Raw genomic sequence first — 24,678 nt, forward strand, 5'->3', positions numbered from 1 at the left:
CTGCCTGCCGGCGCTCGCCGATCGGCTCGCGGTCGCCTGCTACCGGGCCGAGGACGCATCGACGGGGGACGGGGGACCTCGCGCCCGTGGGGAGCTGCTACCGGGCGTCCTCGCGGCGCTGGGGGCCGCTGGCGTTCGGCGAGGTACGCGCGGCGCTGAAGGACCATGCGCGCGCCGAGGCGCCGCTCGTGCTCCGCGCCGCCGCTGCGCGGACGGGGGGACATCGGCGAGGGGGTACGGTTGGCAGGGTGCTCGCGGCGCTCGTGCTCGCCCCCCCTCGATGCTCTCGAGGTCCGGAAACGCGGCGTTTCCCGTGGCTCCCCTTGGCCAGTCTTGGGAGATTGGCCGCAGGTTGGCCAGAGATTGGACACCGCAAAAAGCCTTGCGATCCCGCCTCATCTGCACACGTGTCCAATGTGTCCAAGCATAAGCGTACGCGCACACATAGAAGACCACGCTACACGCTCCCCTCGGGGGGAGGCGCGCACACGGTACGCACGTGTGCACGTGGAAGATGTTGCGGGACCCCTTGGACAGATTGGCCGATTGGACACTCCAGCGAAACCATTGGGGAATCCTTGGCCAATCTCTGGCCAATCTCCTGCCAGTGCGAGGCGCCCTACCCCGCGCCGCCGCTCGTGCTCCTCGCGACCATTGGCCGAAGCGCTTTGCACAGTTTGGCTAGGCTGGCCACTGTGCACACCCTCGAAAACAGTACCAGGGACACGCAGGCGCTAGGGAGGCGACTTTCCCGCGAAGACCTCGACGCGTTGAAATCGTCGTGAACACTGAAAGCGAGGCGGATCTCGCTGTTTCGCGCGGTTCGTGTCCGTGAACGTCGGCGCCCGTCACCCTATCGCCGCTCGTTTCGTGCACGATATTCGCGAAAAACTCGTGTCGATGCTCCTCGCTGCTGGCCGTAATCGCGCCGCGCTGCTATGCTCCGCGTGCACAATGGGCCGCCCCCGACGATGTTTCAGTGAGCCGGCCTCCGAATTCGTATCCTTTCGGCTTACGCGGGCCGAGGCCGAGGCGCTGCAATCTGCGGCCGAGGAAGCCGGGATCGCGAGGAACGAATACGCCCGGCGCACGATGCTCGGCCATCTGTCCAGCCGAGGCTACGCGCCGCCCGCGCCGCCTCGCGCCCTTCGCCGCGTCTCCCCCGTCGATGCCGGGCCGCGCGAGCCGCGCGAGCCGATCCCGCTGCGCGCATCCTCCGCGCCCGCGCTCGCCGAGGCGCCTGCGTGCCGCAACGTCGTGAGCCTCGATGCGCGCCCCCCTCCGCGCTCGCCGAGGCGCCCGTCCTCGGCCGCTGCGCGCCGAACGATCGGGACGAGCGCACCCCTCGCCGATCCGTCTCTCGAGGTGGCGCCCGTGCTCGCCGAGGCGCGCCCGCTGCGCCCGTCTGTCGAGACGAACGGAGCCGCGCCGCCCGCCGCTCCCCTCGATGCCGGTCCGGCCAATCGTCTCCCATCCGCGCCCGCCGAGGCCGAGGCGCCTCGCCGCGAGCCGCGCGAGCCGATTGGCGAGCACGAGGCGCGCCTCGATGATCCGGGCCGCCCGGCGTCCCCTCGCGCCGCCGCTGCGCCGGCCGAGGCCGAGGAAGCTCTCGATGCCCGGCCGGCGCTTCCGACGCTCGCCGCGAGCGCGACGCGCGAGGCTCACGAGGCCGTCCTCGCGGCGCTCGCCGATCCGGATCACGCTCTCGACGCGCCGCCCGCGTCCGTGCACGAGCTCGCCGAGGTCCCTGCGAACGAGGCGCGCCTCGATGATGCCCCGGAGCTCTCCGAAGCAGCGGCGGCCGTCCTCGCGGCGGCGCGGTCCCTCGCGGCGCTGGATCCCTCCGCGCCGATCCCCGCGCCCGTGCTCGTCCTCGAGGTCCACGTCGGCGGGGTGTCCCTCGAGGAAGCGCGCGCGGCCGTGCTCGTGCTCGTCACGCGCGGCGAGCTCGCGGCCGAGGCAGGCGACGACGCGAGCGGCCTCGCGCCGATCGATGCGTCCGGACGAACGATCACCGCGGTCCGCCTCGTGACCGCAAGGCAGGGTTGACCGTGCTCCCGAACCTCGCGGCCGAGGTGGCATTCTGGCAAAAGGCGTTCGGCCTCGATGACTGGACGATCGAAGCGCGCCACGTCGAGGATCTTCGATATCCGTGCAACGACGCGGGCGCGGGATACCCGGCGAAGGGCGAACGCATGGCGGGGTTGTGCACCGTCGACCGCAATGCGCGCAGCGCCAGGATCGCCGTTCGTAGGCCTCGCACGATGCGGCAGCTACGGGAATGGCCCGAGGCCGTCTGTCACGAGGTAATGCACGTCCTCGGCGCGGCCTACCGCATGGCGGGGTGGAGCATCGAAAAGGAACACCTCGTGATCAATATCGTCGCCCCGATGCTGGTCAAAGCGAAACGCAAGGATCCGGCGCTCGCGGCGCGCACGGCCGGGCTCTTCGCCGAGACGTGCCGGCGCTGCGTCGCTGCGCCCTCTCCGCCCACGGTATCGCCGATCATCGCGGAAGCCGAACGAGCCGCCGCAATGAGTGTTTCGCCGCCCGCGTGCGGCGCTCGATGAAAGGAAGCGTTCACCATGAAAAACCCTCTCGGTCGTCTGTTCTCTGCCATCGGGGGCACCTCCGCGCCCGCGCCCGCGCCCGGTGGGCCCGGGCCTCGCCCGGCATTGCCGCCCGCTTCCCCCTCGCCGCCCCCTCTCGAGGTCCAGCGCGCCGAGGCGGCCGTGATGGCATGCGAGCGCGCCGAGGCCGAGGCGCAAGCCGCGCTCGCGGCGGCCCGCATGCCGTGCGAAGCGGCCGAACGCGCGCATCAAGCGGCCCGTCGAGCGTTGCACGAGGCCGAGGACGTCGCGGCCTCGGCTCCCGACGACGAGCGCGCGGCATCGACGCTCGCGGCGGCGCAGCAAGCCGAGGCGCGCGCCGCTGGGATCCTCGCGTCCTTTTCGCGGCGGCATGACGCGGCCGGCGCGTCCCTCGAAAAGGCCCGCGCGGCGCTCGCGGCGGCGCGGACGCGTCTCGAGGGGGCTCGCGCGGACGCCGATCGAGCCGAGGCCGAGGGGCGCATCGTGCGGGCCGGAGAGGACGCGCAAAAGGCGAGCGCGGCCTACGTCGCGACGCACCCCGGGCCGAAGCTCGCGGTGATCCTCGACATGTCGCGCAAGGCGTTCGGCGAGGCGCGGGCCCGCGCCGGAGCGCTGCGCGCCGAGGTGTTCGCCGCTCTCGACGCGGGGGAGGCGGGCGATCGGCGAGCGCTCGCGGCGGAGCCGCATCGGGCCCGGGAGATCAAGGCCGAGGCCGAGGAGCGCCGCGCCGCCGCTCGCGCCGTCCTGGAATCCCTCGCCGATGTCGAGCGCTGGTATGCGCACGCTGCGCCGGCCGTCGCCATGCTGGCGCTCGCGGGCGAGCTGGAACGCGAGGCGCGCGGGATGCTCGGCGAGCTCGCGGCCGAGGCGCACGAGGCCGGCGTCGATGCGCGCAAGGTGGGGAGCGAATTCGAGCCGGTCGATCCGAAGCTCGCCGAGGCGGCCGTGATCCTCGGCCGGTTCCTCGGAGCGACCGCCGAGGACCGAGCCGAGATCGAGCGCCGCGCGTACGCGATCGATATGGCGATCATGCGAGCGCTCTCGACGAATTGGGCCATGAGCACGTGCCGCGTGCACGAGGGAAACCACGGGCGGACCTTGACCAGCGAGGAGCGGGCGCGCTTGCTTCTACGCGATCCGGGCGGGAAGCCCCGGGCGATGCTCCGCGCCGATCATGCGCGCCTCGTGGCGCAGGGCGATCGGGCGGCGCTCGAATACGAGGAGAAGCAGGGACGGGGGACGGATCCGAGGCTCGCGGCAATGCGGGCCGAGGACGAGCGCAATGCGGCTGAGGCGCGCGAACGCGGACCGTATCTGTAAAGTGCCTGCGGTCCGCCATAGAATCAATCCTCCGCGGCACAGCTATTCTATTGCTTCCTGTTCGTGCCGAGAGAGCCACGCCCAACTTAATCGACTATTCTTGCCGCCGCCGAGTTGCGGGCGAAGCGGCATATGATGATCCAGCGTGAGCGCCGTATCTGGGAACCCAAAACTCATGACCAGATGAACTGAGTCATGAGTATCTGGCGACCAATCGGTTTCCGCTTCGACGATTGCTTGAATATATGCGGCCCTGTCCACGATTGCCACCGACTGAACTGGATCCCCTTGTTCACATGGCAGAAATCGAAATCCTTTGGCCGCAAACGAAAGAGACCTGTGGCAGATCGCGTCGCGGGAAGTTATCCTGGCGAAGCATTTGTGATATGGCATAGCTAGCTTGGCGCCATTGGGCGCTGAGACAAATGCATTCATTTGAATTATCGCGTTTGGAAGTCCTCGGCTGCGCCCCGGATAAAGCCGCAAGCTGCAATTGAGTGGTTCCATTGATGGTAGCAACGCTGGGGGTGCGAGCATTCGCAGCAGATCCGTACGCGTTGCGGTGCGTGTCGAATTGCCCTGACGGAACGGAACTTCATGCTTAGGCTGGAAGCCACCCGCTTCTTTATCATGGATGCGCACGACGTACGGCGCCGCGCTTGTTGAAAACAACATTGCAACAACGGGTCCCTGCTCGTGCATGCATACGCGGTGCAACAACAACTCTGGAGCTACGCTTTGCTCGAATTCGGAGACCATCCGGCTATACCAGTTGGAGATTTCTTTCCCGTCTGCACCGGTGACTTTGCGGCCGTCATCATCGACGCCGATTATCCACAAAATGTCATTGCCTCGAGATGCATTGGCATGAGCCGCGATATGTCGGGCCATTTTGTGTATCGGCTCGATCCATCTGCTCTTTAACTCGACCGTTTGATCCTCTGGTTTTCGGCCCTCAAGTACAAGGTCGACCACCTGAAGAACGCGTGCCTGTAGTTGAGAAGGCGTGATCACGAGTGCGATCTTACGTGGCGGCAGCATCCTGGCAAGGAGAAGCACCATTGGTTTCCGCTGCACGGCTCGACGCGCGAGGACGGCCGCGAGCGCCGTGCATCGAGGCGGCCTGGTCCTCGGCCTCGTTCGGCTCGACCATGACCCCGGCGAGCGCCGCGAGCGCCGCGAGGACGGCGGCGAGCTCGTGCTCGTGCTCTTCCCCCGGGCGGCACGGCTCGACGCGCGAGGACGGCCGCGAGCGCCGTGCATCGAGGCGGCCTGGTCCTCGGCCTCGTTCGGCTCGACCATGACCCCGGCGAGCGCCGCGAGCGCCGCGAGGACGGCGGCGAGCTCGTGCTCGTGCTCTTCCCCCGGGCGGCACGGCTCGACGCGCGAGGACGGCCGCGAGCGCCGTGCATCGAGGCGGCCTGGTCCTCGGCCTCGTTCTGCTCGACCATGACCTCGGCGAGCGCCGCGAGCGCCGCGAGGACGGCGGCGAGCTCGTGCTCGTGCTCTTCCCCCGGGCGGCACGGCTCGACGCGCGAGGACGGCCGCGAGGCGCCCTGGTCCTCGGCCTCAGCGCGACCATAGGGACGGCCGCCCGGATATTCGTCGACGGTAGCCCCGCGAATATCTGTCAATCACCGGCGATTCACGCGTCCGCGTGCCGCAAACATGCGCAATCAATGCTGCATGCGTGCGGCGTGGCATATCGTCATCGTGCAACACGTGGCCAGGAAAAACGTTCGTCGTACGCAAATGCGCTTGCCACCGGGCCACGGCCGCTCGTAAATCGAGCCTGGGCCGTCCTACGCGGCCGGGAGCGATGCACAATGCAGCGCAAGGGACCCGAGCGCCCGACGGGCGCGAGCGGGGCGGGATTCGTCCGCCTTTTTGCCAGAGAACGGCCGCGAATTGTCGCGAAGCTGCGCCGGCTCGGTGTGCATAAGGCCGACGCGAACGACCTCGCGCAACGTGTGTTCTTGCAATACTCCCAGCTAAGCAGAGCGCCGCGTAACCCTGCCGAATGGCTCATGCGAACGGCGTGGTTCCTATCGATGAATTGGCGACGCCTCGCCCGTCATAGGGTCGAGGTGCTCATGCCAGGGAGAGACCTGCAAAGGTGCGCTCTCGACCCGTCGCCCTCGCCCGAGGAGCGCGCCGAGCTTGCGCAATGGTGTGACCGCGCCGAACGGCTGCCGCCCGTCGAGCGCGCCGCGCTGCGGCTCCACCTCGAAGGTTATTCGATCGACGAGATAGCACGCAGGCTCGAGACCTCGCGCGCTACCGCTTGGAAACGATTGCACGCTGGACAAGAACGGCTGAAACGAACGGAGGGACGCCATGCAACGGCAATGGGTGGTCAACGAAGAGACGGGCAAGCATAGCGAACGGATCACGCTGGATCAATCCGATCTAGAGAAGCTTCGGCCCTACGTCTGCGGCATTGCTCGCCGGGTAGGCGTTATCGCTGCCGACCGTGACGATTTGGCGCAGGACGTGCTTTTTGCATTCTGGCGCTATTCCGAGGAGCGACGGATCCGCGTCATCGAGGGGAAGGCCGACGTGGACGCGGCACGGACGCTCATCGCGGCGTTTGCAGTCCGGGCCGCCCGGCGCTATCGGCGGAGCGCAAGGTGGAGCGGTGGGGGCCCGGCAGACGAAACACCCTCGCGCGGGGGGGATCCCGCTCTCCGTTTCGAGGCTCGCGAAGCTCTGCGGATGGTCGAGCGATTGCCTCCGAACCTGCGCAGGGTGGTCGAGCTCGACGCGCTCGAGTGCACGACAAGCGAAACCGCCGAGACCGTCGGCGTGGTGCTCGGCACGGCCAAAAGCAGGCTGTCTCGAGCGCGTGACTTGCTGGCGATCATGAGATGATCCACGGGAGCACGGCCGCGCAATAACGGGCGCGCTGCGGCGGCGCTCCTCGCGCGTCGGCTACGCCGCGAGCGCGCGCCGCTCGGCGCGACGCGCACATGGTGCAGGGGGATCGGGAAGGGGTGAGCCCCGGGCGAACCCTCACGAGCTCGCCCGGGGCCATGGGAGCGGCCTACGCCTTCCGGCGCTTGCGGCTGCTCTTCACCGCCGAGGCCGGCGCTTCCTGGCCAGCGGGCGGGGGCTCGCCGAGGAGGGCCTGTAGGGCGACCGTAGCGCGCCGCGCGCCCTCGATGTCACCCGACGCAAGCGCCGCGTCGAGCATCGCACGGACGGCCGCGGTCGCCTGGACGAGAGGGCTCGACGGGGGGGCCGTGATCGCCTTGGGTTCTCGTCGGGATTCTGTCGAGCGACCAGGAATCGCGGGGTTACGCTCGCCGATCGGCTCGATGGGCTCGACGGTCTCGGGCTCGCTTTCCGCGGGTTCGAGGTCGATCGGCTCGATCTCATATCCTTTGCGGCACTACGCGATCACGATGTGGTTGCGGGTGGGGGGGCTCGTACACGTCGTCCAGCGGATGGCAGGTCACAAGCACCTGGCCACCACGCAACGTTGCGTGCATCACCTCAAGGAGGACCTTGAAGAGGCCGCCCGCCGGCTCACCCTGGCCTCCGAGGGCAAACGGGGTGGGGGCAACAGTGGGGCAACGGGTTCCGAGAGTTCGGCGGGGCAGCGCGGTAGGAAGCGCTAACCCCGCGGAATCATTGGCACCCCCGGCAGGAATCGGACCTGCGACCTTCGGTTTAGGAAACGGCTTAGGTAGCTTCTAGCAGCACCCTCGAACCACACGGAGATCAGCAGCAAAACAGCGGTGATCCCGGCCGTTCTGCGAGATCGAGGGTGTGAGCTGGGGATGACCGAGACGAGACGTTTCGAGACCGTCCGGTGCATCGGTTGGGGCAACAGTGGGGCAACAAGGAAGACCCCGCTTGCCGGGAGCACTACCGCGTCCGTGCCCGTGGCGAGCTGGCCGGGGGCGCGGGGAGCCGTCGCTCGATGCCATCGAGGAGCGCCGCGAGGCCGCTCTCGAACAGCGCGTCGAGGCTCAGGTCGAAGCCTTCCCGGAGGTCCCGCAGCACCGACGAGAAGCTCGCGTGGCGGGCCGACCTCGCGAGCTCGGCGAACACGGGCGCCTGCGCTTCGTTCCAGTGCTCCCCGTCGACGCCGCTCTCGGCCTCGGCGCGCCGCTCGGCCTCGAGATCGACGCCGACGCCGCGCACGTAGCTGAAGACAAGCAGGTGGAGCTCGAGGCGCCCGCGTGCGTCGACGCCCGAGCCCTCGAGCGCTTGGAAGATCCAGTCCGCGAACGCGACCACGTTCGGCTGGGTGAGCGGGCGCGTCACCGTCATCACGTGGGCGAGCCATGGGTGGCGCTGGTAGAGCGTCCAGAGCCCGCGTGCGGAGACCTCGAGGCCCTCGCGCCACGAGCGCGCGGGCGGCGGCAGCTGGAGCTCGCCGAACGCGGCGTCGACCATCGCGGCGACGAGCTCGGCCTTGCTCTGTACGTGGCGATAGAGCGACATCGGCGGCGCCGACAGCACCGCCGCGACCGCGCGCATCGACAGGGCGTCGACTCCCTGCGCGTCCGCGATGGCCATCGCCGCCCGCACGATCTTCGCGCGGCCGAGGCCCTCTTCCGCCGGGGCCTGCCGCGGCGCGACGACGTGGCCGACCCGCGGCTTCGCCAAGAGCACACCCTCCTGGCACAGCGCTGCAAGCGCTTTCGCGGCCGTCGCGTGCGCCACCCGGAAGCGCCGGCTTACCGCCCGCGTCGACGGCGCCCGCGCGCCCGGCGGGAGGGCGCCGGTCGCCACCTGCCGCTTGAGCTCCGCCACGATTCGCTGCGAGGCCCCCGCGCGATCCATCGCCCTGTACTAGCACAGAATCTTTGCGAATTGCGGAGGATTCATTCGACGATCCTGCTGGGCTGCGTACAGTGCACGCAGCTCCGCGTGTGGTGCGCGCGGCTCGGCGTGCCTCGCACGCGAGGAGGTCCCATGGCTCGTAGCATCCTCGTCTCCGGCGCAGGTATCGCCGGCCCCGCGCTCGCGTGCCGGCTCGGCCGCGCGGGTTTTTCCGTGACCGTCGTCGAGCGCGCCCCCGCCCTGCGGCGCGGAGGGCAAGCCGTCGATTTCCGCGGCCCCGTGCACATGCGCGTTCTGCGCGAGATGGGCCTGTTCGAGGCGCTCGCGGAGCGGCGTACGCACATGGGCGCGCTGCAATTCGTCGACGCGAGGGGTCGTGTCGTCTTTACGTTGCCGCCATCGTTCGCCGGCGGCGAGCTCGAAATCGAGCGAGGCGATCTCGTCGACGTGCTGTTCCAGAAAAGCCGCGATAGCGCCGAATACGTCTTTGGCGACTCGATCGCCTCGATCGCGCAGGATGGCGGGGGCGTCGACGTCACATTCGAGCGCGAACGGCCGCGCCGCTTCGATCTCGTTGTCGGCGCCGACGGCCTCCACTCGCGCGTCCGCGCGCTCGCGTTCGGCGAGGAGCGCCGCTACGTGCGTCACCACGGGCACTCCGTCGCCACGTTCCGCATGCCGAACCTCCTCGGCCTCGAGCGGAGGGGCCTCGTCTACAGCGAGCCCGGGAGGGCCGTCGTCGTCAGCAGCACGCGGAATGTGGAGGAGGCCGTCGTCATGCTCGTCTTCACCCCCTCGAACGAGCCGCTCCGCACGCGCTTCACCGGCATGGGCTGGGAGGTGCCGCGGCTTCTCCCGTACCTCGACGGCGCGAGCGACCTCTACACCGACACCATCAGTCGCGTTGACGTCGACGGGCTGTCGCGCGGCCGCGTCGTCCTCCTCGGCGACGCGGGTTACGGCGCCACCATCGGGGGCCAGGGTACGGGCGTCGCCGTCGTCGCCGCGTACGTGCTCGCTGGCGAGCTCGCGAGGGAGGCCGATCACGCGCGGGCCTTCGCACGCTACGAGGCCACCATCGCGGGCTACGCGCGCGGCTGCCAGGCCACCGCGCGCCACATGGGCCCATTCTTCGCGCCGCGATCCCGCGCGGCCATCGCCCTCCGGAACGCGATGTACCGAGCGCTCACATCCCGCCCGCTCGCCGGCGTGTTCGAGCGGATGACGGCGAGCGCGGCCAGCGACGTCACATTGCCGACGTACGTCTGAACCAGGCTGGTCAGCGAGCGGCGGTGAGCATTGTCTGGTGGCCGTCCGATTCGCACCATGATCTCATCGGATGCTCCTTTGGGAGCCCAAGCGTCGGAGCAGGAGGCGGATGGTGTCACGAGCGCGATCCGGCTGCGGTCGGTTTTTCTGGACATCCGCCCCGTCCCGGGACAAACCTTGTCTCAGGAGGGCGCGCTCAACCCGGGGTCCCCGAACTCGCGACACCCACCCGGCTTGCCGGGAAACGGGACCAAGAAAAACCCCTGACCCAGACCCCGGCCTGGAGCGCGCCCTCCGCCTTCGTTGGTCGGTCAGGCCTTAGGCGGCCCCTCCGCCCCCTCGGGGGCGCCTTCCGCCGCCTCTCCCACCCCGGGCTGCGCAGGCCCACCCGCGAAGTGGACGGTCACGTGAAGCTTGCCGTCGAGGACCGCGGCCACGTAGCCACGCGGATACCCGAGCGTCTGCGCCACGGCATGCTGGGCTTTCCCCTGCGCGTACGCGACGAGCGCGCTCCGCACGCGCTCCTGCATATCGTTCGAGAGGACAGCGGGAACGCTGTCCGGGTCTTGATCGTGCGTATCCTCGACGGACGGATCGGTGCCTTCTTGCCCTGCGATGGCAGGACGACCGATGATGGGCATGGGTTGCGACTCCGCTCGTAACGGGGTTGCGGCCAAGTCGCCCCGGGGGATTTCCAGGTCCCTCGGGGCGGCGCTTCTTGCAGACTATAGTCTGTAGACGCCCAGTCTCTACTCGCAGACCGTCGACCGTCAAGGTGGCTGGCAACGGGCTGGAGCAGATCTTCGGGCAAGTGGTCCGCGAAGTCCGGATCGAGGTGGGGATCTCCCAGGAAGAGCTGGCAGATCGGGCCAATCTGCATCGCACGTACGTAAGCCTGCTCGAGCGAGGGAAGCGCAATCCGTCGCTGAACGTCGTCCAGGCCCTCGCGACGGCGCTCGGGACCACGATGACGCGCCTGGTTTCCGAGGTCGAAGCGAGGCTGCCACGGAAGTAGGACAAACCCCCGATGCCCACCCCTGGGTCATCGTCGCGCTTCGAGGCGGGAGGGGATGCGACGGTGGCGCTACCTCAACGTCACTTCGCCTACCCCTACGCGGGATTAATGAACACGTTGTAGATCCTGTGGTCGGATGCCCCGGCCGTTCTGCGAGATCGAGGGGGCGAGTTGAAGCTGACCACAACGCGACGTTCTGAGACCCTTCGGTGCCTACGTTGGGGTAACAGTGGGGCGAGTGCAGGCTACGGCCGAGCCGCGCGTGGGGCCCCACCCAGCTCCTCCCTCAGCCGCAGATCGTGCTGCACGTCGACGTCGACGTCCCGTTGTGCGCGCACAGCGCGTAGCACGCGTCCTTGGGGGTCTGCGACGTCCCGCAGGCATTACACGTCCCCGCCGAAGTGCCGCAGATGGTCTCGCAGGTCGACGTCGACGTATTATTGGCGATGCACAACTTATAACAGCCGACGATGGCGCAGTCAGAGTTCGTGCCGCAGATAGTCTCGCAGGTGGAGGTCGAGGTGCCATTGGCGGCGCAGTTCTCGTAACAACCCAGCTCGGCGCACTCGGTGCCGAGACCGCAGATGGTCTCGCAGGTGGACGACGACGTGCCGTTGGCGGCGCAGAGCTGGTAACAGGCGTACTGGCCGAGGCCGGTGGTGGTGCCGCAGATGGTCTCGCAGGTGGACGTGCTCGTGCCGTCGGCGGCGCAGTTCTTGTAACAGCCGCGCTCACCGCAGGCGGTGGTGGTGCCGCAGATGATCTCGCAGGTGGATGCCGACGTGCTGTCGGCGATGCAGACATCGTAACAGGCGCCCTGTGCCGACGGGGTGTCGGTGCCGCAAATGGTCTCGCAGGTGGAGGCGGAGGTGCCCTTCTGCACGCACAGGGCATAACAGCCGACGCCGTTGCCGATGGGGCACTGCGAGGCGCAGGTCGACGGGCTGGTGTCGTTGGCAAGGCAGGTCTGCCAGCATCCGTCGATGGGCGGATCGCACTCGGGGTCGACGGGACCGCCGCCCGTGCCGCCGCCACCCGCGCCGCCGCCGCCCGCGCCGCCGCCGCCGCCTGTGCCCCCACCGCAGAAGGTGGGAGTCTCCACGGCCTGGCAGGCGTTGCCTGCCGCCGCGCACGCGCCGTCGATGCACGCGGCGGCGAGGAACTGCTCGCCGCTCGTGGCGCAGTTGCAGCACACGGGCGCGCAGTCGGCGAAGGTGGAGCAGCTCTCGCCGCCGGGCTTGGTGCCGTGGAGCTCGGCGGGCGACGACGGGCACGCGCCGTTCGCCTGCTCGCCCTTCGACGAGACGTTGCCCGTGTCCGTGCCGCCGTCGCCTCCGCCTCCCGTCGTGCCCGGGGAGCTCGAGCTGGCTGCGCAGGCCGCGATGAGGAAGGTCAGGATGGATGCGTACACGATCGGGCGATTCACCATGGCCGGGATGGTCAGCACGACGGCGGCGGTGCGCCCAGCGGGCGAGCACGATTCCGACGGGGCGGCGCCGGATCGTGCTCGAGACACCCGAAGGGCGTCCATTCGCCGTGTTTCAACTTGGTGGGGATGGGACGTACAACGTGCACAAGGGGATAGACGATCAGGGGGCCGTCTGCTCCCTAGTTATCGTTTGGCGGCGCGGCGCTGCCACCGTCCCACACCCACCCTCGGCCGCGCCGTGGAGCGCGCGGTCGCGACGTTATCGAGCGCGTTCTTGGGCATGGCTCCTCGGTCCGTTCGCCGGACCGCTCCCCACCAGATCCTCCAATCCGCCAGGAATCACGTCCTCGACCCGGAGGCCGAGGCCCACGGCGATCTTCACGCAGGTCTCGATCGTGATATTGACGCGCCCATTCTCGATACTGGACAAGGCGCCTTTCGTAACTCCGCTCGTGTCGGCGAGGTCGGCCAGCGACATTCGTTGATCCAGGCGTAACTCCCGGATGCGCGTGCCGAGGGTTGAGAGAAGTGGATGGGTCGTTGGTCGACGTGGCATGGCCGGTCCTCCGAGATTGGTGCTCGTCGACCTTGGGCGACTACGGTGCAGCCAGCGAGCACCTGTGCGCGAGCAGGGAGCGGCCACACCGGAGCCGCCCAAGGCCGGCGATTCGTACTTCGCGAACTAAAAAACCGATGTGAAAGCGCTACTGCGTCGCCTCGGCGTCTCGAAGCGCGTTCGCGATCATCCATGGCGACGGCGAGCGCTCCTCGTATCGATGCCCCGGCGGAGACTTAGGGCCGATCGACGTGCGTCGGGGACTTGTGACCTTCGGCGTTTCCGCGGGGGTGGTGGGCTTCAGTCTCGACCTTACGAGGCCAGCATGCCGCGCGAGACCGTCCGACATTCGGCCTTCCACGCTGTGGGCGCGAGCAGCGAATGCGTCCTCTTCGCCTGCGCACGACCCGAGGTGGGGCGTGGCTGTGAAGACTACGGCTGCCGTGCCGAGGCTTCCGATGAAACGGGCAGGGGTGCGGTGAAGAGACCCGAGCAACCGCGTCCAGAACGAGCCCACCTGCGCGCGCGCCTCGCGGGCGAGCAAGCCAAAAAGAGCCAGCGGAATGGCACCGATCCGGCGCCGACGACGGCGGAGCGACCGCGCCGCAGACTCGTCCACCGCAATGCGCGCCCGATGGAGCACGCCATCCACTCGCTCTCGCATCGTTGCCCACGCGACGTTGCGCTCCGCGGCGAGTTCCTTGATCGTCGTCCCCTCGTAAAAATGCTCGTGGAGCAGTGAGCCATCGTCAAGGCCCAGACGCTCGAATACCTTGGACGCGTCGACCTTCGCCTCGTAGTTCTCGACATGCGCGCTGCTGGCCTCGATTGCGCGTACGATCTCCTCGGTGGGCGTCGCGACTTCCCGCGAGCGGGATGCGTCCTTGCGGTTCGTCAGGGCCTCGTATTTCGCGACGGCGTTCAGCCATGCGCCAAAGCCTTCTTCGTCTTTTGGATCGGGCCGCTCTGCTTTAGGCTTGCTACATACGACCAGGAATGCATGATGGACGACGTCCATCACATGCTCCGAATCGACTCCGACCGAGCGAACCACCGCGGCCATAGCATCCCGATACCGGAGCGTGGCCTCTCTGGAGATACCGAGTTCGTTCGAGCAGTCGTCGAGGACGCGTGTCATGCCCCAGACCCTCTGCTCGCGTTCACGAGTCCCATGGATACAAAGGGCAGAAGTCGCCCTCCATCACGGGAAAAATCGACCGACCCCTCCACATTTTTCGTCGAGGGGGCCACGGAGTGAGGTCGCACACTGATTTCAGGCGCTTCTGGAGTGCGTTTGGCGCGGCGGCCCTAAGCGTGGCCTGGTCGTCGTCGGCCCTCGCGGCGGACGAGCTGCCGCACAGTCGCGTCGAGCTCACGACGGATCGGACGTTGCCCGGTTGCTCGGATGCGTTCGAGTTCAAGGCCATCCTGGCTAATTGGGTGCCCGTGAGTACGATCGATCCGACGGCGGCGCGCGCGCTTGTCGTGCGGATCCGGCGACTCCCCGATGGCGGGAAGTCGGTCGATACGACGATCACGGACGAGAACGGCGTCGCCGTATCCACCGATCACCGCGACTACTCGCCCCAAACCGACTGTTTCAAGGTGCTTTATTGGACGGCCTTCGACGCGGCGACGCGGATCCGAGCAGCAGCGCCGAAGAAGGAGGAGCAGGCCCCAACGCCTTCGGTAGAGCCTCCGCCATCTCCCAAGACGGCCCCGTGCCCGAGATTCCCGACGTGTCCACCGCCCTCGAAACCGCCCGCGGCAGCCCCGGCTCCGGTGGCCAGGCGCGTTTTCCTGGCGTTGGGAGGGATCGCGTCTTACGGGCTCATTCCGGATTGGGCACCCGGGCTCCGCGTTGCCGGCGGCGTTCAGCTCCCGCAGCTCTCGCTCGAGCTCGATGCGCGCTGGGGGGCGAACCTGAACACGCGCCCGCTGGGGTTCACGGAGGCGGAGATGCACACGTTCGCCCTGACGGCTGGCGCGTGTGTGAAGCGCCCTCCGCTTCTCGGCTGTCTCTTGGCTGCGGGGGGCGCCGTAGGGGCGGCGACGCTCAACCGAGCTTACGCTGGTCATATCGTGCGCGCGTTCTTCGGCGTCGGTGCGCGCAGTGGCGTCGAGCTACCGTTTACGGAGCACCTTGCTGCGCGCGTCGACGTTGAAGTTGCGTTTCCGCTGGTCGGTACCCGACTCGATTTGGTTAACCCTTCGTTCTGGGAGACGCTGACCCCCACGTTCACGGGGGGAGGCTCGCTCGTGTACGCGTTCTAAATCACGGCCATGGCGCAGCAGACCGTGACGGGCTCGAGCAGCACGAGCTCCCCTTCCGCGTTCCCCCCGCTCGGCGTGCACGCGCCCTTCGTGTATTCGAGGACCGCGGCCGATTTGCCGGAGAGCTGCGTCCCCGGCATGAGGTCCTTGCAGGGAGCGGTCATGCCGGCCGAGACGTCGGCGGCCTCCTTCTCGATCGTGCATGCCGCGTCGCTGAAGATCCGAAACTTCACATTGCAGAACCCGCCGCTTGGCTCGCTGCACGCGCACTCCGCGCAGGTCCGTTTGTCTTCCACGTACCCGTAGAGGAGCTTCTTCTCGCCCCATCCCTCCGGGCACACGTGGTCCCCCTCGAGGTACAAACAAGAGGAGAAGCCGGGAGGCGTCGCGACACACACCTTCCCCTCCGCCTCGGTGCACGTCGGCAAGGCGCTCTCGCTCGTGCAGACCCGCCCGAGCGTGATCTCCGGTCCGCCGTTCCATGCCTTTGGAGCCTTGGGCTCCGGATCGCCGACGAGGTGCGGTTTACATGGCAGCTCCTCGATCACCGGGGGCGAAATCGTGATCGAACGGACGCAGGGAACACCGCCGCAGAGTTTGTCCCCAAGGATCGACTTGTCGCCGTTGCAGGTCCCGTCCCAGTTTGTCGGCGGATCGAAGTTTGTCTTGACACCGCCACCCGGATCTGCGCAGGCGGCCGAGTTGACAGTCCACGTCTCTGGGAGCTTGCACGTCCCCTCGGGCGCATCGCACTTGCACGTGCCGCACGAGGGCGGGGGCGGCGCGGTCCAGCCTTCGAACGCGAGGATCGGCGCTTCTTTGGGACATGGCGGCGCCGCGATGTCCCAGCCCTGCCAGAAGCTCATCGGCCCTTTCCAGCCCGCAGGCCCAGGGGCCACGCACGAGCCGCCCGTGCAGAGCGAGGACGTCGAGCCGTCGACACCTGCGTCCGTTCCCGCAGATGGGCAATACCTCTCGTAGCTGGAGTTCTCGGGGGGGACGCCGTCGGGACACCACTCGGGACTCGGGCACGGGCAGCACTCGTAGGGGACGTCCTCCGGGCAATCGGGGCGGCAGTAGTCGGGGACGGTCACGTACTTCGGCCATCCCTGCGGGCAAGCCTCAGGGGAGGGGCAAATGCAGCACTCCCGCGGGATGAGGAGGTTGCCGTCGTCGTCGATGGGGCAATCAGACCCGATCGTGCCACTGGAGACGATGCAGGCCGGGATGGCGAGCGCGGCAAGGCCCGCGCTGGCTGCGAGCAGAAGCGCTGTACGTGCGAGACGAACCATGACGCGAGGGTACGGCACCGGGGCGTGGTGCGGCAAGGTCTAAAGGGCGGATCCCGTGTTGGTTGGAGATGCGCGGGCAAACCCTGTGGGGGAAGGGACAAACCTTGGCTTACGGGGTGCACGGGCAGCGCAAGCGGCACTCGGGGGACTCGTCGCGGCTCATACGGCAGGCGGATTCGCAGCGATCCGAGCACGTGCAGGCGGGGAGTTTCTCGGCGAGAAGAATTGGCTGGGCGAGCGGCATTGCGCGCACCTCGGTCTCCGAGATTTCGTCAAAGCGGGCGAGGTTCGGGTTTCTATCGCTATGATCGGGACATCAATGCGACGCCATGACGTTCGCGAAGAGGTCGATTGGAGCAAGAAGCGGGTGGTCGCTGCATGTGTGGAATGTCACAACCATCCGGCATGCGGGAAGCATGCTCGGCGTCGGTGAGTACAAAATCCGGGGTTGTCCGCCCTAGGCGCTTGTCGAACGAACCGCCCTTCTGGTACACGCTCCGGCATGACTTTTCGCGCCTCGCACTTCTTGGCACCTGCACTTCTCGCCCTGTCCGTCGTCGCGTGCGGCGGCACGGCGTTCACCTCGACGAAGACGGCGGAGCCCGTGCTCATCGCGCGCGCGGAGTCTCCCGCCGAGGTGCGCGCGGCCGTGATCCGAGCGATGGAAGCTCGGAGATTTTCGGCCCTCGGCGAAGAGCCGGGGAAGATCGCCGCCCGCCTCGACAAAGGCGAAATCACCCTCGACGTCGACATCGAGTACTCGGGCACGCAGTACGTCGTAAAATACGTGAAGAGCACCGGCCTCCAGACGAAGCCGGGCCCGGGCGGCGAAGTGCTCGTCGACGATCACTGGTCGGGGTGGGTCCGTGGCCTGAGGGCGCGCATCGGCGAGGAGCTCCTCGTGCCGAAGAAAGAGGCCGCGGAGACGGCGAAACGCGAGCGCGAGTACCAGCTCCTCATCGAGCAGCACAAAACGGCGCAGGCTCAGGCGAACGCCCAAGCTGCCCAGGCGGCCTCGCAGCCACCGCAGACCCAACCCGTGCAGGGCCAGGTGGTCATCCCGATTCCGCTGCCCCAGCTCCCCGCGGGTGGCGTGAACCTGAACCACTCGACGACCCATGGCAGCCAGACGATCACGTGCTGCATCAACGGCGCGTTTTACGCGTGCCCGAGCCAAGAGGCGTACAAGAAGTGCATGAGCCTCGGCCCACACGAGTGCACACGCGACACGAGCAAGAGCTGCAAGTAACTGCGTTCTGCATGTGTTCGTGATGGGACAGGAGCTCGACGAGCTCATGCGCTCGCCGACCTGCACGAGGCGAAGCACCACGGCTACCTCCGCACGGTGCGTCCGAAAACTGCCAGCGCCATCACGCCAAACAGCACTTGGCCGAACCCCGTGCTCTCCCCACTGCTGGAGAGCTCGTGAAACTCGACGTCTTCCCCGTAGAAGAACCGGAGAATCGTGGCATGGTCCTATCCTTGTGCGGCCAGCCAATGCGCACGATGCTGCCCCAGGCAGCCACGGTTTCCTGGGTGCGAGCGCAGCGAAAGATGGGTCGGAATGACATCACGCCCCCGCCGCCCGGCATTGTAGGTCACCCATCTCTAGGTATTGGTCGGATCAGGACCGTGCGACCCATCTGACTTCCAATACGCTCCCGCGACGTGGTTCGCCAGGATCATGCGCCCCTGGTGGTGCCTTCGAGGAAGACGTTCGGCGAGGTGGTCGACGAGTTCAAGTCGACGGTCATGATCACCGAGCTGAAGGTGACGTCGCGCAAGGCGTACGAGGGGGTGCTCGACGCGACGCTGGTTCCGAGGTTCGGCGGTCGTGGGGTCGACGAGGTGGACGGCGTCGCGGCCGGGGAGCTCGACCTCGAGCTGTCGAAGCGCGAGCTGTCGCAGTCGACGCGGAACAATACGCAGATCGTGCTCCGGTCGGTGCTGCGATTCGCGAAGGCGCGTGGGTACATCGCGCGGGTGCCGGAGGGGTTGCCGCGGCTCAAGCCGATCGGGCAGTGCATTCTGGAGATTCCGACCGACGAGGAGGTCGACCGGATCCTCGCGGCGGCGAGCGTGTCGCAGCGGTTGGCGTTCGTGTTGATGGCGTATGCCGGGCTGCGGCCGAATGAGGTGCGGGGGCTACGGCGGCGGGATGTGCGGCTCAGGTGGGAGGGAGAGGCGGTCGCCGGGGGGTTCGTGAGCGTGCGGGAGGGGCGGTCGTTCGGGGAGACGCATACGCCGAAGACGGGGCAGCGGGAGGTGCCGGTGACGCCGGAGCTCGGGAGGTTGCTCGCGCCGGTGGAGGCGGGGGCGCGGGAGGAGCTCGTGGCAATGACGGCGCGGGGGAAGCCGTGGGGGCAGTCGGGGTTGGTGCAGGCGTTCGAGCGGGTGAGGGCTCGGGTGGGGTTGGAAGGGTGGTCGGTGTATTGCCTGCGGCATTATGCGATCACGGCGTGGTTAAGGGCTGGGGTGCCGGTGCACGTGGTGCAGAGGATGGCGGGGCATAAGAATTTGGCGACGACGCAGCGGTATGTGCATCATCTGAAGGAGGATTTGGAGGAGGCGGGGAGGAGGATGGCGGGGAGGCGGACGGTTTAAGCTCCCGGCCCGCGCTCTCAGCCGTGGCGCGAGCAGCTCCTCGGGAACGAATGCACTGGACAACGGGAAGCCACATTTGTATGGTGTCGCGCATCTCTCCGCGCACGGTTCTTCTGGGCGGGGGGGAACTACTTCAGTCCATGCGCGCGCTCGGTGATTCAAATGAGTTTACCCGCCAGGGCATCGAATGCATTCGCGATATTCACGTTGTTGACGGTCGCCAACTGTGGTGCCGACGGCGATCCCTTGCCGTTCTGGACCGCGGAGACCGATCGAGCCGGCGAGGTGATGAGCGCGCCTCACAGCGCAACACCCATGTCGGCGGAGCTCGTCGCAGCATACATCGAAGCGATGCAATCGCGGGCAGGCGAATCCCATTCCGTCGAGCGTGTCGCCGCTGGTCGCTGGCGTGCGGCCAACCCTTCCTTGGGATTCGTGGCGGACCTTGATGCCGAAGGGGTGCGATTGACTCCTGGCGCCCAAGCCTCGCCATCGCCCGATTGGTCCGCGACGCTGTCGTTCTCGGGTATGGGCTGCGGCGGCTCTCTGTTGGCGCCGTCGCCTGCGGAGCCGGTGGCGACGGCAAACCGCGTCGATTACCACCGCGGAGAGTTGACGGAGTGGTACGTCAGCGGCCCGCTCGGGCTGGAGCAGGGGTTCACGTTGACTGCCGCGCCCGCGTGCCGAGGCGGCGGCGGTGGCGAGATCACGCTCGGCCTCACCGTCGCGGGCGAGCTTTCCCCGGCGCTCGGTGCTTCGGGAGACATCGTGGAGCTCCACAATGGCGCGGGGGCGACCGAGCTCCTTTATGGGAATCTTTTCGTTCGTGACGCGACCGGACGAACGCTGCCTTCACGGCTCGGGGTGCGGGGCAGCGACGTGACGATCTCGTTCGACGATGCGGGGGCCGTCTATCCCGTGGTCGTCGACCCGCTCATCGCGACGCTGGAAGCCAAGCTCGTGGCCCCCGACAAGGAGGCCGGTGACTGGTTCGGTTACTCCGTCGCGATCAGCGGGGACACCGCCATCGTCGGGACCCCGAACGACACCACGGCTGCCGGACAGCAGGCAGGTTCAGCCTTCGTGTTCGTGCGTAATGGCGGTGCCTGGGTCCAGCAGGCCGAGCTCGTGGCCAACGACGCGCTCGCCAACGACCATTTCGGGCACTCCGTCGCGCTCCAAGGCGACACTGCCATAATCGGAGCTTTTGGCGTCGATATCGGGGGAATCGCCAACGTGGGCGCGGCTTACGTCTTCACCCGCACTGGCAATGTTTGGACCCAGCAGGGCAAGCTCACTGCACCGGCCCCGGCTGGCGCGCAGATTGGCCATGACGTGGCGATCGACAACGACACGGCGATTGTCGCATCCCAGGGCGGAAGCGGCTCCGGCGGGGTACTGGCCTTCGTACGGAGCGGCGGTGTCTGGACCTATCAGGCTCAGCTCTACGTCAACGGCCAGCAGCAGCTGGCCGATGGGTTCGGCCGATCGGTATCCATCCGTGGTGACACCGTCGTCGTCGGGGCCCCCAACACGGATATCAACTCGATAGCGGACGAAGGGGTCGTCTATGTGTTCGCGCGCAGTGGCAGCGTTTGGACCCAGCAGGCCAAGCTCACCTCCGCCCTCGGCGGCGACGGAAACGACCTGTTCGGCACCAGCGTGTCCCTGGACGGCAATACCTTGCTCATCGGAGCGCCCGGCGACGAATACGCGGGGAACACCTACATTGGTTCGGCCTACGTGTTCACTCGGAGCGGCGCCGTCTGGACGCAGCAGGCCAAGTTCTACGCCACCGATGTGGCGAACTCGAAGGTGTTCGGCACCCAAGTCTCGCTCGAGGGCGACACCGCCGTCATCGGCGCCCACAACACGCTGATCGGATCGAGCATGGTCGGCGCCGCCCACGTGTTCACGCGCAGCGGCACCATCTGGACCGAGCAAGCGAAGCTTCTCCCGAACACATACGGCATGTGGGATTATTTCGGCTTCTCCGTCGGCGTGAGCGGCGACACCGTGCTCGTCGGAGCTTACGAACATGACGCTGGGGCAACCAACACAGGTGCAGCGTATGCGTTTTCTCTCGCGCCCCCGAAGCCAAATGGCGCGAGCTGTTCGCTCGGCACCGCTTGCGTGAGCGGCTTCTGCGTGGATGGCGTGTGCTGCAACAGCGCCTGCGGCGGAGGATCGACGACCGATTGCCAGGCGTGTAGCGTGGCTTCGGGTGCGGCCATGGATGGGACCTGCGGGCCCGTGGCGGCTGGGGCGGTCTGCCGCGCCGCGGTGGGTGCCTGCGACGCGGCAGAGGTATGCGATGGCGCGGCCACGACGTGCCCCAGCGACGCGCCGGCCTCGGCTGGTACGCTCTGTCGCGCAGCCGCCGGCGATTGCGACGTGGCTGAAGCCTGCACCGGCGCGAGCACGACCTGCCCTGCCGATGCGCGCGCTCCCGCGGGCACGGGGTGCCGCGCGGCCGCGGGCGATTGCGACATGGTTGAAGTTTGCAATGGTATGTCCGCTGCATGCCCCGCGGATGCCCTTGTCCCCGCCGGAACTACCTGCCGCGCCGCCGCGGACGCCTGCGACGCGCCCGAATCGTGTGACGGGACGAGCGCGGCGTGCCCCGCGGACGGGCTGGCGCTCGCAGGCACTCCATGCCGCGCAGCGGCCGGCGATTGCGACGTGGCCGAGAACTGCGACGGCCTCTCTGCGGCCTGCCCCGCCGACGCCCTGGCCGACGTGCAGATCGTGTGCCGTCCGGCGTCGGGCCCATGTGACATCGACGATACTTGCAATGGCAGCTCGAAGACCTGTCCAGCCGATGCCGTTGCCAGCACGCAAACGGTATGCCGACCAGCCGCGGGCGATTGCGATGTAAGCGACAAGTGCGATGGTGTATCGAAGGCTTGCCCTGCCGATCAGCTCGCGCCGCCGGGCGTTGTCTGTCGTGCTGCCGCCGGTTCATGCGATATCGCGGAGACGTGCAGCGGTATCTCGGCCGATTGCCCAAACGACGGCGCCGCCCCCGATGGCGAGACCTGTGCGGGTGGGATGTGCGTCGACGGCATGTGTGTCGATGGCAGCGGGGGTGCTGGCGGTGGGGGCGCCGCTGGCAGCGGGGGCGCCGCTGGCAGCGGGGGCGCCGCTGGCAGCGGGGGCGCTGGCGGCGGGGGCGCTGGCGGCGGGGGCGCCGCTGGCAGTGGGGGTGCTGGCGGTGGGGGCGCCGCTGGTGGCGGAGGCGCAGGGGGTGAAGGTGCCGCTGGCAGTGGAGGCGCAGGGGGAGGCGGCGCCGGCAGCGGTCAAGGCGGTGGGGCCGGCGAGGAGGGTTGCGGCTGCCGCGTCGCAGGCAGTGATTCCCGTGATAATGCCGCGTGGAGCCTCGTCCTCATAGGTCTTGTCACACTGGGGGGATTGCGGCGCAGGGCCGAGAAGTGAGGTAACGGTACAAATCAACCTGGGGGGCGGATGGGTTGCTCCTGCGGAGCGAGGCCCCCTCCCGACCGCCCCCCTCTCGGGCTCAGTGATGCCTCTCCGCCGCCTCGGGCGAAGGGTTCGGCAAGATCGTGAACACCCCCGGCTGAACCGAAGGCGCAGCCGTCGTTGCCGATCGTGGAGGTCGTGCACGAGCTCGGCGTGGTCGGATAGTCGCGCCGGATATGCGGTCGCTTATCGAATGGTCGCTCGTCTAGGCGAAGCAGGTGCTCGGCAAAGCTACGAGGGCGTCGGTGATGCGCGCAACGAATAGATTGCTTACGCCGGACCCAGACTCAAGCAGCAGCCGTCCACGAAGCCAGCGGCGGTCCCTACACGTCCGCTGACGCCCGTCCAGACGTGGATGCGGAGGTGCCACGATTAGCAGGGGCAGTTAAGACGAGCGCATGATATGATCTGAACCTCGCAGTTCGGCTGGGATGACCGGGAAAGGACCCGATCATGCCAATCCGGAAAGTCAACCGCCGCGGGGAAACCCGGCTGTTCATTGACATCCGCTACAAGACGAAAGACGGACAGCGGGCAAGGTACCGCAAAGATGCCCAGGTCCAGACGCTCCCCGGCGCTCGTGCCGAGGAGAAACGCGTTCTCCTGAACCTCGCCCGCTACGGCACCCCGTACGCGCCCGAGGACGACGTCCCCGCGTCGCCGGCAGCTTCCCCCGCCGGCTTCCCTCCCACCCCATCCACCACCTCCGCCCTCCCCACGAAGACCTTCTCCGAAGTCGTCAGCGAATACCGCTCCACCTTCATGCTGACCGACCTCAAGGTCACCACCCGCCGAGGCTACGCGCTCGTCCTCGACCGCCACCTCCTCCCGACCTTCGGCGAGCTCCCGCTCGCCCAGGTCGACGGAGCCGCGGCCGCCGAGCTCGACCTCGCGCTCTCCAAGCAGGACCGCGCCCGCGCCACGCGAAACAACGTGCAGATCGTCCTCCGATCCGTGCTGCGTTTCGCGACGAGCCGCGGCTACCTCGCGGGCTTGCCCCCCGCGTTGCCTCGGCTCAAAGCCGCCGAGAAGAGCATCCTCGAAATCCCCACCGAAAGGGACATCCACACGATTCTGGCCTCCGCGGTCCCGTCCCAGCGCCTCGCGTTTGCGCTCATGGCGTATGCCGGCCTTCGCCCCAACGAAGTACGCGCGTTACGTCGGCGCGACGTGCTCCTCCCCGGGACAAACGGCGAGGCGCAAGGCGGCTTCCTCAGCGTGCGCGAAGGCCGCTCCTACGGCGAGACGCACACGCCGAAGACGGGACAACGCGAGATTCCCATCACGGCCCCGCTCGCGGGGCTCCTCGAGCACGTCGAGCACGGGCCGAAGGATGGGCGCGTCGCGCTCAACCAGCAGGGCAAGCCGTGGGGGCAGTACGGGCTGACGCAAGCGTTCGAGCGCGTGCGCAACCGCGCCGCGCTCGGAGGGTGGAGCGTGTACGGGCTGCGGCACTTCGCGATCACGTCGTGGTTGAGGGCCGGGGTGCCCGTGCACGTGGTCCAGCGCATGGCGGGGCACAAGCACCTGTCGACGACGCAGCGCTACGTGCACCACCTGAAGGAAGACCTCGCCGAGGCCGCCCGGAGGATCGCGCTGGCGACCGAGGGGCGGGGCAACAGCGGGGCAACGGAGTCCGGCGAGCCGGAGCAGAGGCGGGGTCACGGACGGGGCGATGGTGGGGCATCGCACGGTCCGCGTCCGGTCAAGGGGCGAGGCCGGAAGGGGTGACCGTCACCACGGAGCCGCTCGCGACCCGCCGGGGTCGAGGAGAGGACCCGGGGGGTTGGGGCAACAGTGGGGCAACGCGTTTCCAGACGGCCCTGGGGCAACGGGAGCGGGATGCGCTAACCCCGCGGAATCATTGGGCACCCCCGGCAGGAATCGGACCTGCGACCTTCGGTTTAGGAAACCGCTGCCGGGGATTCGGGAACCCCCTCACCAAAGTACGAGAATGACATCAAAAACAGCGTCGTTCCAGGCACTTTCGCGAAGGTGAGGGGGTTCTTCGGAGTGCCCGGGAGAGGACGGGAAGAGACACGACGGTAGCCTCG

General features: G+C 68.0%; 20 protein-coding genes and 1 pseudogene. 14 read left to right on the forward strand and 7 right to left on the reverse strand.

What is annotated here, in order from left to right; all coding sequences use genetic code 11:
• Positions 1–954 precede the first annotated feature (954 nt).
• The 4 genes and pseudogenes from KEG38_RS56235 to KEG38_RS43145 form a co-directional block, all read left to right on the forward strand.
• Positions 955–1,092: pseudogene (locus tag KEG38_RS56235) on the forward strand (plasmid mobilization protein); the annotation flags it as partial.
• On the forward strand, positions 1,093–2,049 hold the full coding sequence (locus KEG38_RS43135; RefSeq protein ID WP_272426596.1) for a hypothetical protein: 957 nt from the start codon (positions 1,093–1,095) through the stop codon (positions 2,047–2,049).
• Positions 2,050–2,051: 2 nt separating this feature from the next.
• Positions 2,052–2,570, forward strand: coding sequence for a hypothetical protein (locus KEG38_RS43140; RefSeq protein ID WP_272426597.1), 519 nt, complete (start codon positions 2,052–2,054; stop codon positions 2,568–2,570).
• 15 nt (positions 2,571–2,585) lie between these two features.
• Positions 2,586–3,911: a hypothetical protein gene (locus tag KEG38_RS43145; RefSeq protein ID WP_272426598.1), complete on the forward strand. Its 1,326-nt coding sequence runs from the start codon at positions 2,586–2,588 to the stop codon at positions 3,909–3,911.
• A 42-nt stretch (positions 3,912–3,953) separates the two neighbouring features.
• On the opposite strand, the gene KEG38_RS43150 is transcribed toward KEG38_RS43145, so the two are convergent.
• A complete protein-coding gene (locus KEG38_RS43150) occupies positions 3,954–4,925 on the reverse strand; it encodes an AlbA family DNA-binding domain-containing protein (protein WP_272426599.1) in 972 nt (323 codons plus the stop codon).
• Between the two features lie 243 nt (positions 4,926–5,168).
• Here KEG38_RS43150 and KEG38_RS43155 point away from each other — a divergent pair, with 243 nt between their 5' ends.
• The 3 genes from KEG38_RS43155 to KEG38_RS43160 all read left to right on the forward strand — a co-directional run bounded on the left by KEG38_RS43155 (position 5,169) and on the right by KEG38_RS43160 (position 6,782).
• Positions 5,169–5,495, forward strand: a complete 327-nt coding sequence (locus tag KEG38_RS43155; protein ID WP_272426600.1) for a hypothetical protein — start codon at positions 5,169–5,171, stop codon at positions 5,493–5,495.
• A 509-nt stretch (positions 5,496–6,004) separates the two neighbouring features.
• Entirely contained in the window at positions 6,005–6,292 is a 288-nt protein-coding gene (locus KEG38_RS56240) for an RNA polymerase sigma factor (protein WP_372518236.1), read from the forward strand.
• Positions 6,249–6,782 (forward strand): RNA polymerase sigma factor, encoded by a 534-nt coding sequence (locus KEG38_RS43160; RefSeq protein WP_272426601.1) that lies wholly within the window; start codon positions 6,249–6,251, stop codon positions 6,780–6,782. The genes KEG38_RS56240 and KEG38_RS43160 overlap by 44 nt, the downstream gene beginning before the upstream one ends.
• Positions 6,783–7,781: 999 nt before the next feature.
• Here KEG38_RS43160 and KEG38_RS43165 read toward each other — a convergent pair.
• Positions 7,782–8,705 (reverse strand): TetR/AcrR family transcriptional regulator, encoded by a 924-nt coding sequence (locus tag KEG38_RS43165; RefSeq protein WP_272426602.1) that lies wholly within the window; start codon positions 8,703–8,705, stop codon positions 7,782–7,784.
• 132 nt (positions 8,706–8,837) lie between these two features.
• Between KEG38_RS43165 and KEG38_RS43170 the strand changes: the two genes are divergently transcribed.
• Entirely contained in the window at positions 8,838–9,974 is a 1,137-nt protein-coding gene (locus KEG38_RS43170) for an FAD-dependent monooxygenase (protein WP_272426603.1), read from the forward strand.
• A 311-nt stretch (positions 9,975–10,285) separates the two neighbouring features.
• Here the strand turns inward: KEG38_RS43170 and KEG38_RS43175 are convergent, their stop codons facing one another.
• Entirely contained in the window at positions 10,286–10,615 is a 330-nt protein-coding gene (locus KEG38_RS43175) for a hypothetical protein (protein ID WP_272426604.1), read from the reverse strand.
• 134 nt (positions 10,616–10,749) lie between these two features.
• Here KEG38_RS43175 and KEG38_RS43180 point away from each other — a divergent pair, with 134 nt between their 5' ends.
• Entirely contained in the window at positions 10,750–10,989 is a 240-nt protein-coding gene (locus tag KEG38_RS43180; RefSeq protein ID WP_272426605.1) for a helix-turn-helix domain-containing protein, read from the forward strand.
• 286 nt (positions 10,990–11,275) lie between these two features.
• On the opposite strand, the gene KEG38_RS43185 is transcribed toward KEG38_RS43180, so the two are convergent.
• The 3 genes from KEG38_RS43185 to KEG38_RS43190 all read right to left on the reverse strand — a co-directional run bounded on the left by KEG38_RS43185 (position 11,276) and on the right by KEG38_RS43190 (position 14,037).
• Complete coding sequence (locus KEG38_RS43185; RefSeq protein WP_272426606.1) at positions 11,276–12,418, reverse strand: hypothetical protein; 1,143 nt, start codon at positions 12,416–12,418, stop codon at positions 11,276–11,278.
• Between the two features lie 259 nt (positions 12,419–12,677).
• Positions 12,678–12,974: a helix-turn-helix transcriptional regulator gene (locus KEG38_RS56245; RefSeq protein WP_372518234.1), complete on the reverse strand. Its 297-nt coding sequence runs from the start codon at positions 12,972–12,974 to the stop codon at positions 12,678–12,680.
• A gap of 148 nt (positions 12,975–13,122) precedes the next feature.
• Positions 13,123–14,037, reverse strand: coding sequence for a sigma-70 family RNA polymerase sigma factor (locus KEG38_RS43190; RefSeq protein ID WP_272426607.1), 915 nt, complete (start codon positions 14,035–14,037; stop codon positions 13,123–13,125).
• A 251-nt stretch (positions 14,038–14,288) separates the two neighbouring features.
• Here KEG38_RS43190 and KEG38_RS43195 point away from each other — a divergent pair, with 251 nt between their 5' ends.
• Positions 14,289–15,248, forward strand: coding sequence for a hypothetical protein (locus KEG38_RS43195; protein WP_272426608.1), 960 nt, complete (start codon positions 14,289–14,291; stop codon positions 15,246–15,248).
• On the opposite strand, the gene KEG38_RS43200 is transcribed toward KEG38_RS43195, so the two are convergent.
• Positions 15,245–16,540 (reverse strand): hypothetical protein, encoded by a 1,296-nt coding sequence (locus KEG38_RS43200; RefSeq protein ID WP_272426609.1) that lies wholly within the window; start codon positions 16,538–16,540, stop codon positions 15,245–15,247. The genes KEG38_RS43195 and KEG38_RS43200 overlap by 4 nt on opposite strands.
• A 502-nt stretch (positions 16,541–17,042) precedes the next feature.
• Here KEG38_RS43200 and KEG38_RS43205 point away from each other — a divergent pair.
• From KEG38_RS43205 to KEG38_RS43220, 4 genes are all read left to right on the forward strand, one after another.
• On the forward strand, positions 17,043–17,789 hold the full coding sequence (locus tag KEG38_RS43205) for a hypothetical protein (protein WP_272426610.1): 747 nt from the start codon (positions 17,043–17,045) through the stop codon (positions 17,787–17,789).
• A gap of 419 nt (positions 17,790–18,208) precedes the next feature.
• Positions 18,209–19,144: a tyrosine-type recombinase/integrase gene (locus KEG38_RS43210; protein ID WP_272426611.1), complete on the forward strand. Its 936-nt coding sequence runs from the start codon at positions 18,209–18,211 to the stop codon at positions 19,142–19,144.
• Positions 19,145–19,693: 549 nt separating this feature from the next.
• Positions 19,694–22,579 carry a hypothetical protein gene (locus KEG38_RS43215; RefSeq protein ID WP_272426612.1) on the forward strand — a complete coding sequence of 962 codons (2,886 nt, stop codon included), beginning with the start codon at positions 19,694–19,696 and terminating at the stop codon, positions 22,577–22,579.
• A 498-nt stretch (positions 22,580–23,077) separates the two neighbouring features.
• Positions 23,078–24,355 (forward strand): tyrosine-type recombinase/integrase, encoded by a 1,278-nt coding sequence (locus KEG38_RS43220; RefSeq protein WP_272426613.1) that lies wholly within the window; start codon positions 23,078–23,080, stop codon positions 24,353–24,355.
• The last annotated feature ends 323 nt before the right edge of the window (positions 24,356–24,678 follow it).

The organism is Polyangium jinanense, assembly GCF_028435265.1.
Taxonomy (GTDB): domain Bacteria; phylum Myxococcota_A; class Polyangia; order Polyangiales; family Polyangiaceae; genus Polyangium; species Polyangium jinanense.

Excerpts from the sequence above, each read along its gene's own strand:
- KEG38_RS43135 (WP_272426596.1), top strand. The coding sequence starts at position 1,093 with ATGCTCGGCCATCTGTCCAGCCGAGGCTACGCGCCGCCCGCGCCGCCT.
- KEG38_RS43145 (WP_272426598.1), top strand. The coding sequence starts at position 2,586 with ATGAAAAACCCTCTCGGTCGTCTGTTCTCTGCCATCGGGGGCACCTCC.
- KEG38_RS56240 (WP_372518236.1), top strand. The coding sequence starts at position 6,005 with ATGCCAGGGAGAGACCTGCAAAGGTGCGCTCTCGACCCGTCGCCCTCG.
- KEG38_RS43160 (WP_272426601.1), top strand. The coding sequence starts at position 6,249 with ATGCAACGGCAATGGGTGGTCAACGAAGAGACGGGCAAGCATAGCGAA.
- KEG38_RS43165 (WP_272426602.1), bottom strand. The coding sequence starts at position 8,705 with ATGGATCGCGCGGGGGCCTCGCAGCGAATCGTGGCGGAGCTCAAGCGG.
- KEG38_RS43170 (WP_272426603.1), top strand. The coding sequence starts at position 8,838 with ATGGCTCGTAGCATCCTCGTCTCCGGCGCAGGTATCGCCGGCCCCGCG.
- KEG38_RS43175 (WP_272426604.1), bottom strand. The coding sequence starts at position 10,615 with ATGCCCATCATCGGTCGTCCTGCCATCGCAGGGCAAGAAGGCACCGAT.
- KEG38_RS43185 (WP_272426606.1), bottom strand. The coding sequence starts at position 12,418 with ATGGTGAATCGCCCGATCGTGTACGCATCCATCCTGACCTTCCTCATC.
- KEG38_RS56245 (WP_372518234.1), bottom strand. The coding sequence starts at position 12,974 with ATGCCACGTCGACCAACGACCCATCCACTTCTCTCAACCCTCGGCACG.
- KEG38_RS43190 (WP_272426607.1), bottom strand. The coding sequence starts at position 14,037 with ATGGCCGCGGTGGTTCGCTCGGTCGGAGTCGATTCGGAGCATGTGATG.
- KEG38_RS43200 (WP_272426609.1), bottom strand. The coding sequence starts at position 16,540 with ATGGTTCGTCTCGCACGTACAGCGCTTCTGCTCGCAGCCAGCGCGGGC.
- KEG38_RS43205 (WP_272426610.1), top strand. The coding sequence starts at position 17,043 with ATGACTTTTCGCGCCTCGCACTTCTTGGCACCTGCACTTCTCGCCCTG.
- KEG38_RS43220 (WP_272426613.1), top strand. The coding sequence starts at position 23,078 with ATGCCAATCCGGAAAGTCAACCGCCGCGGGGAAACCCGGCTGTTCATT.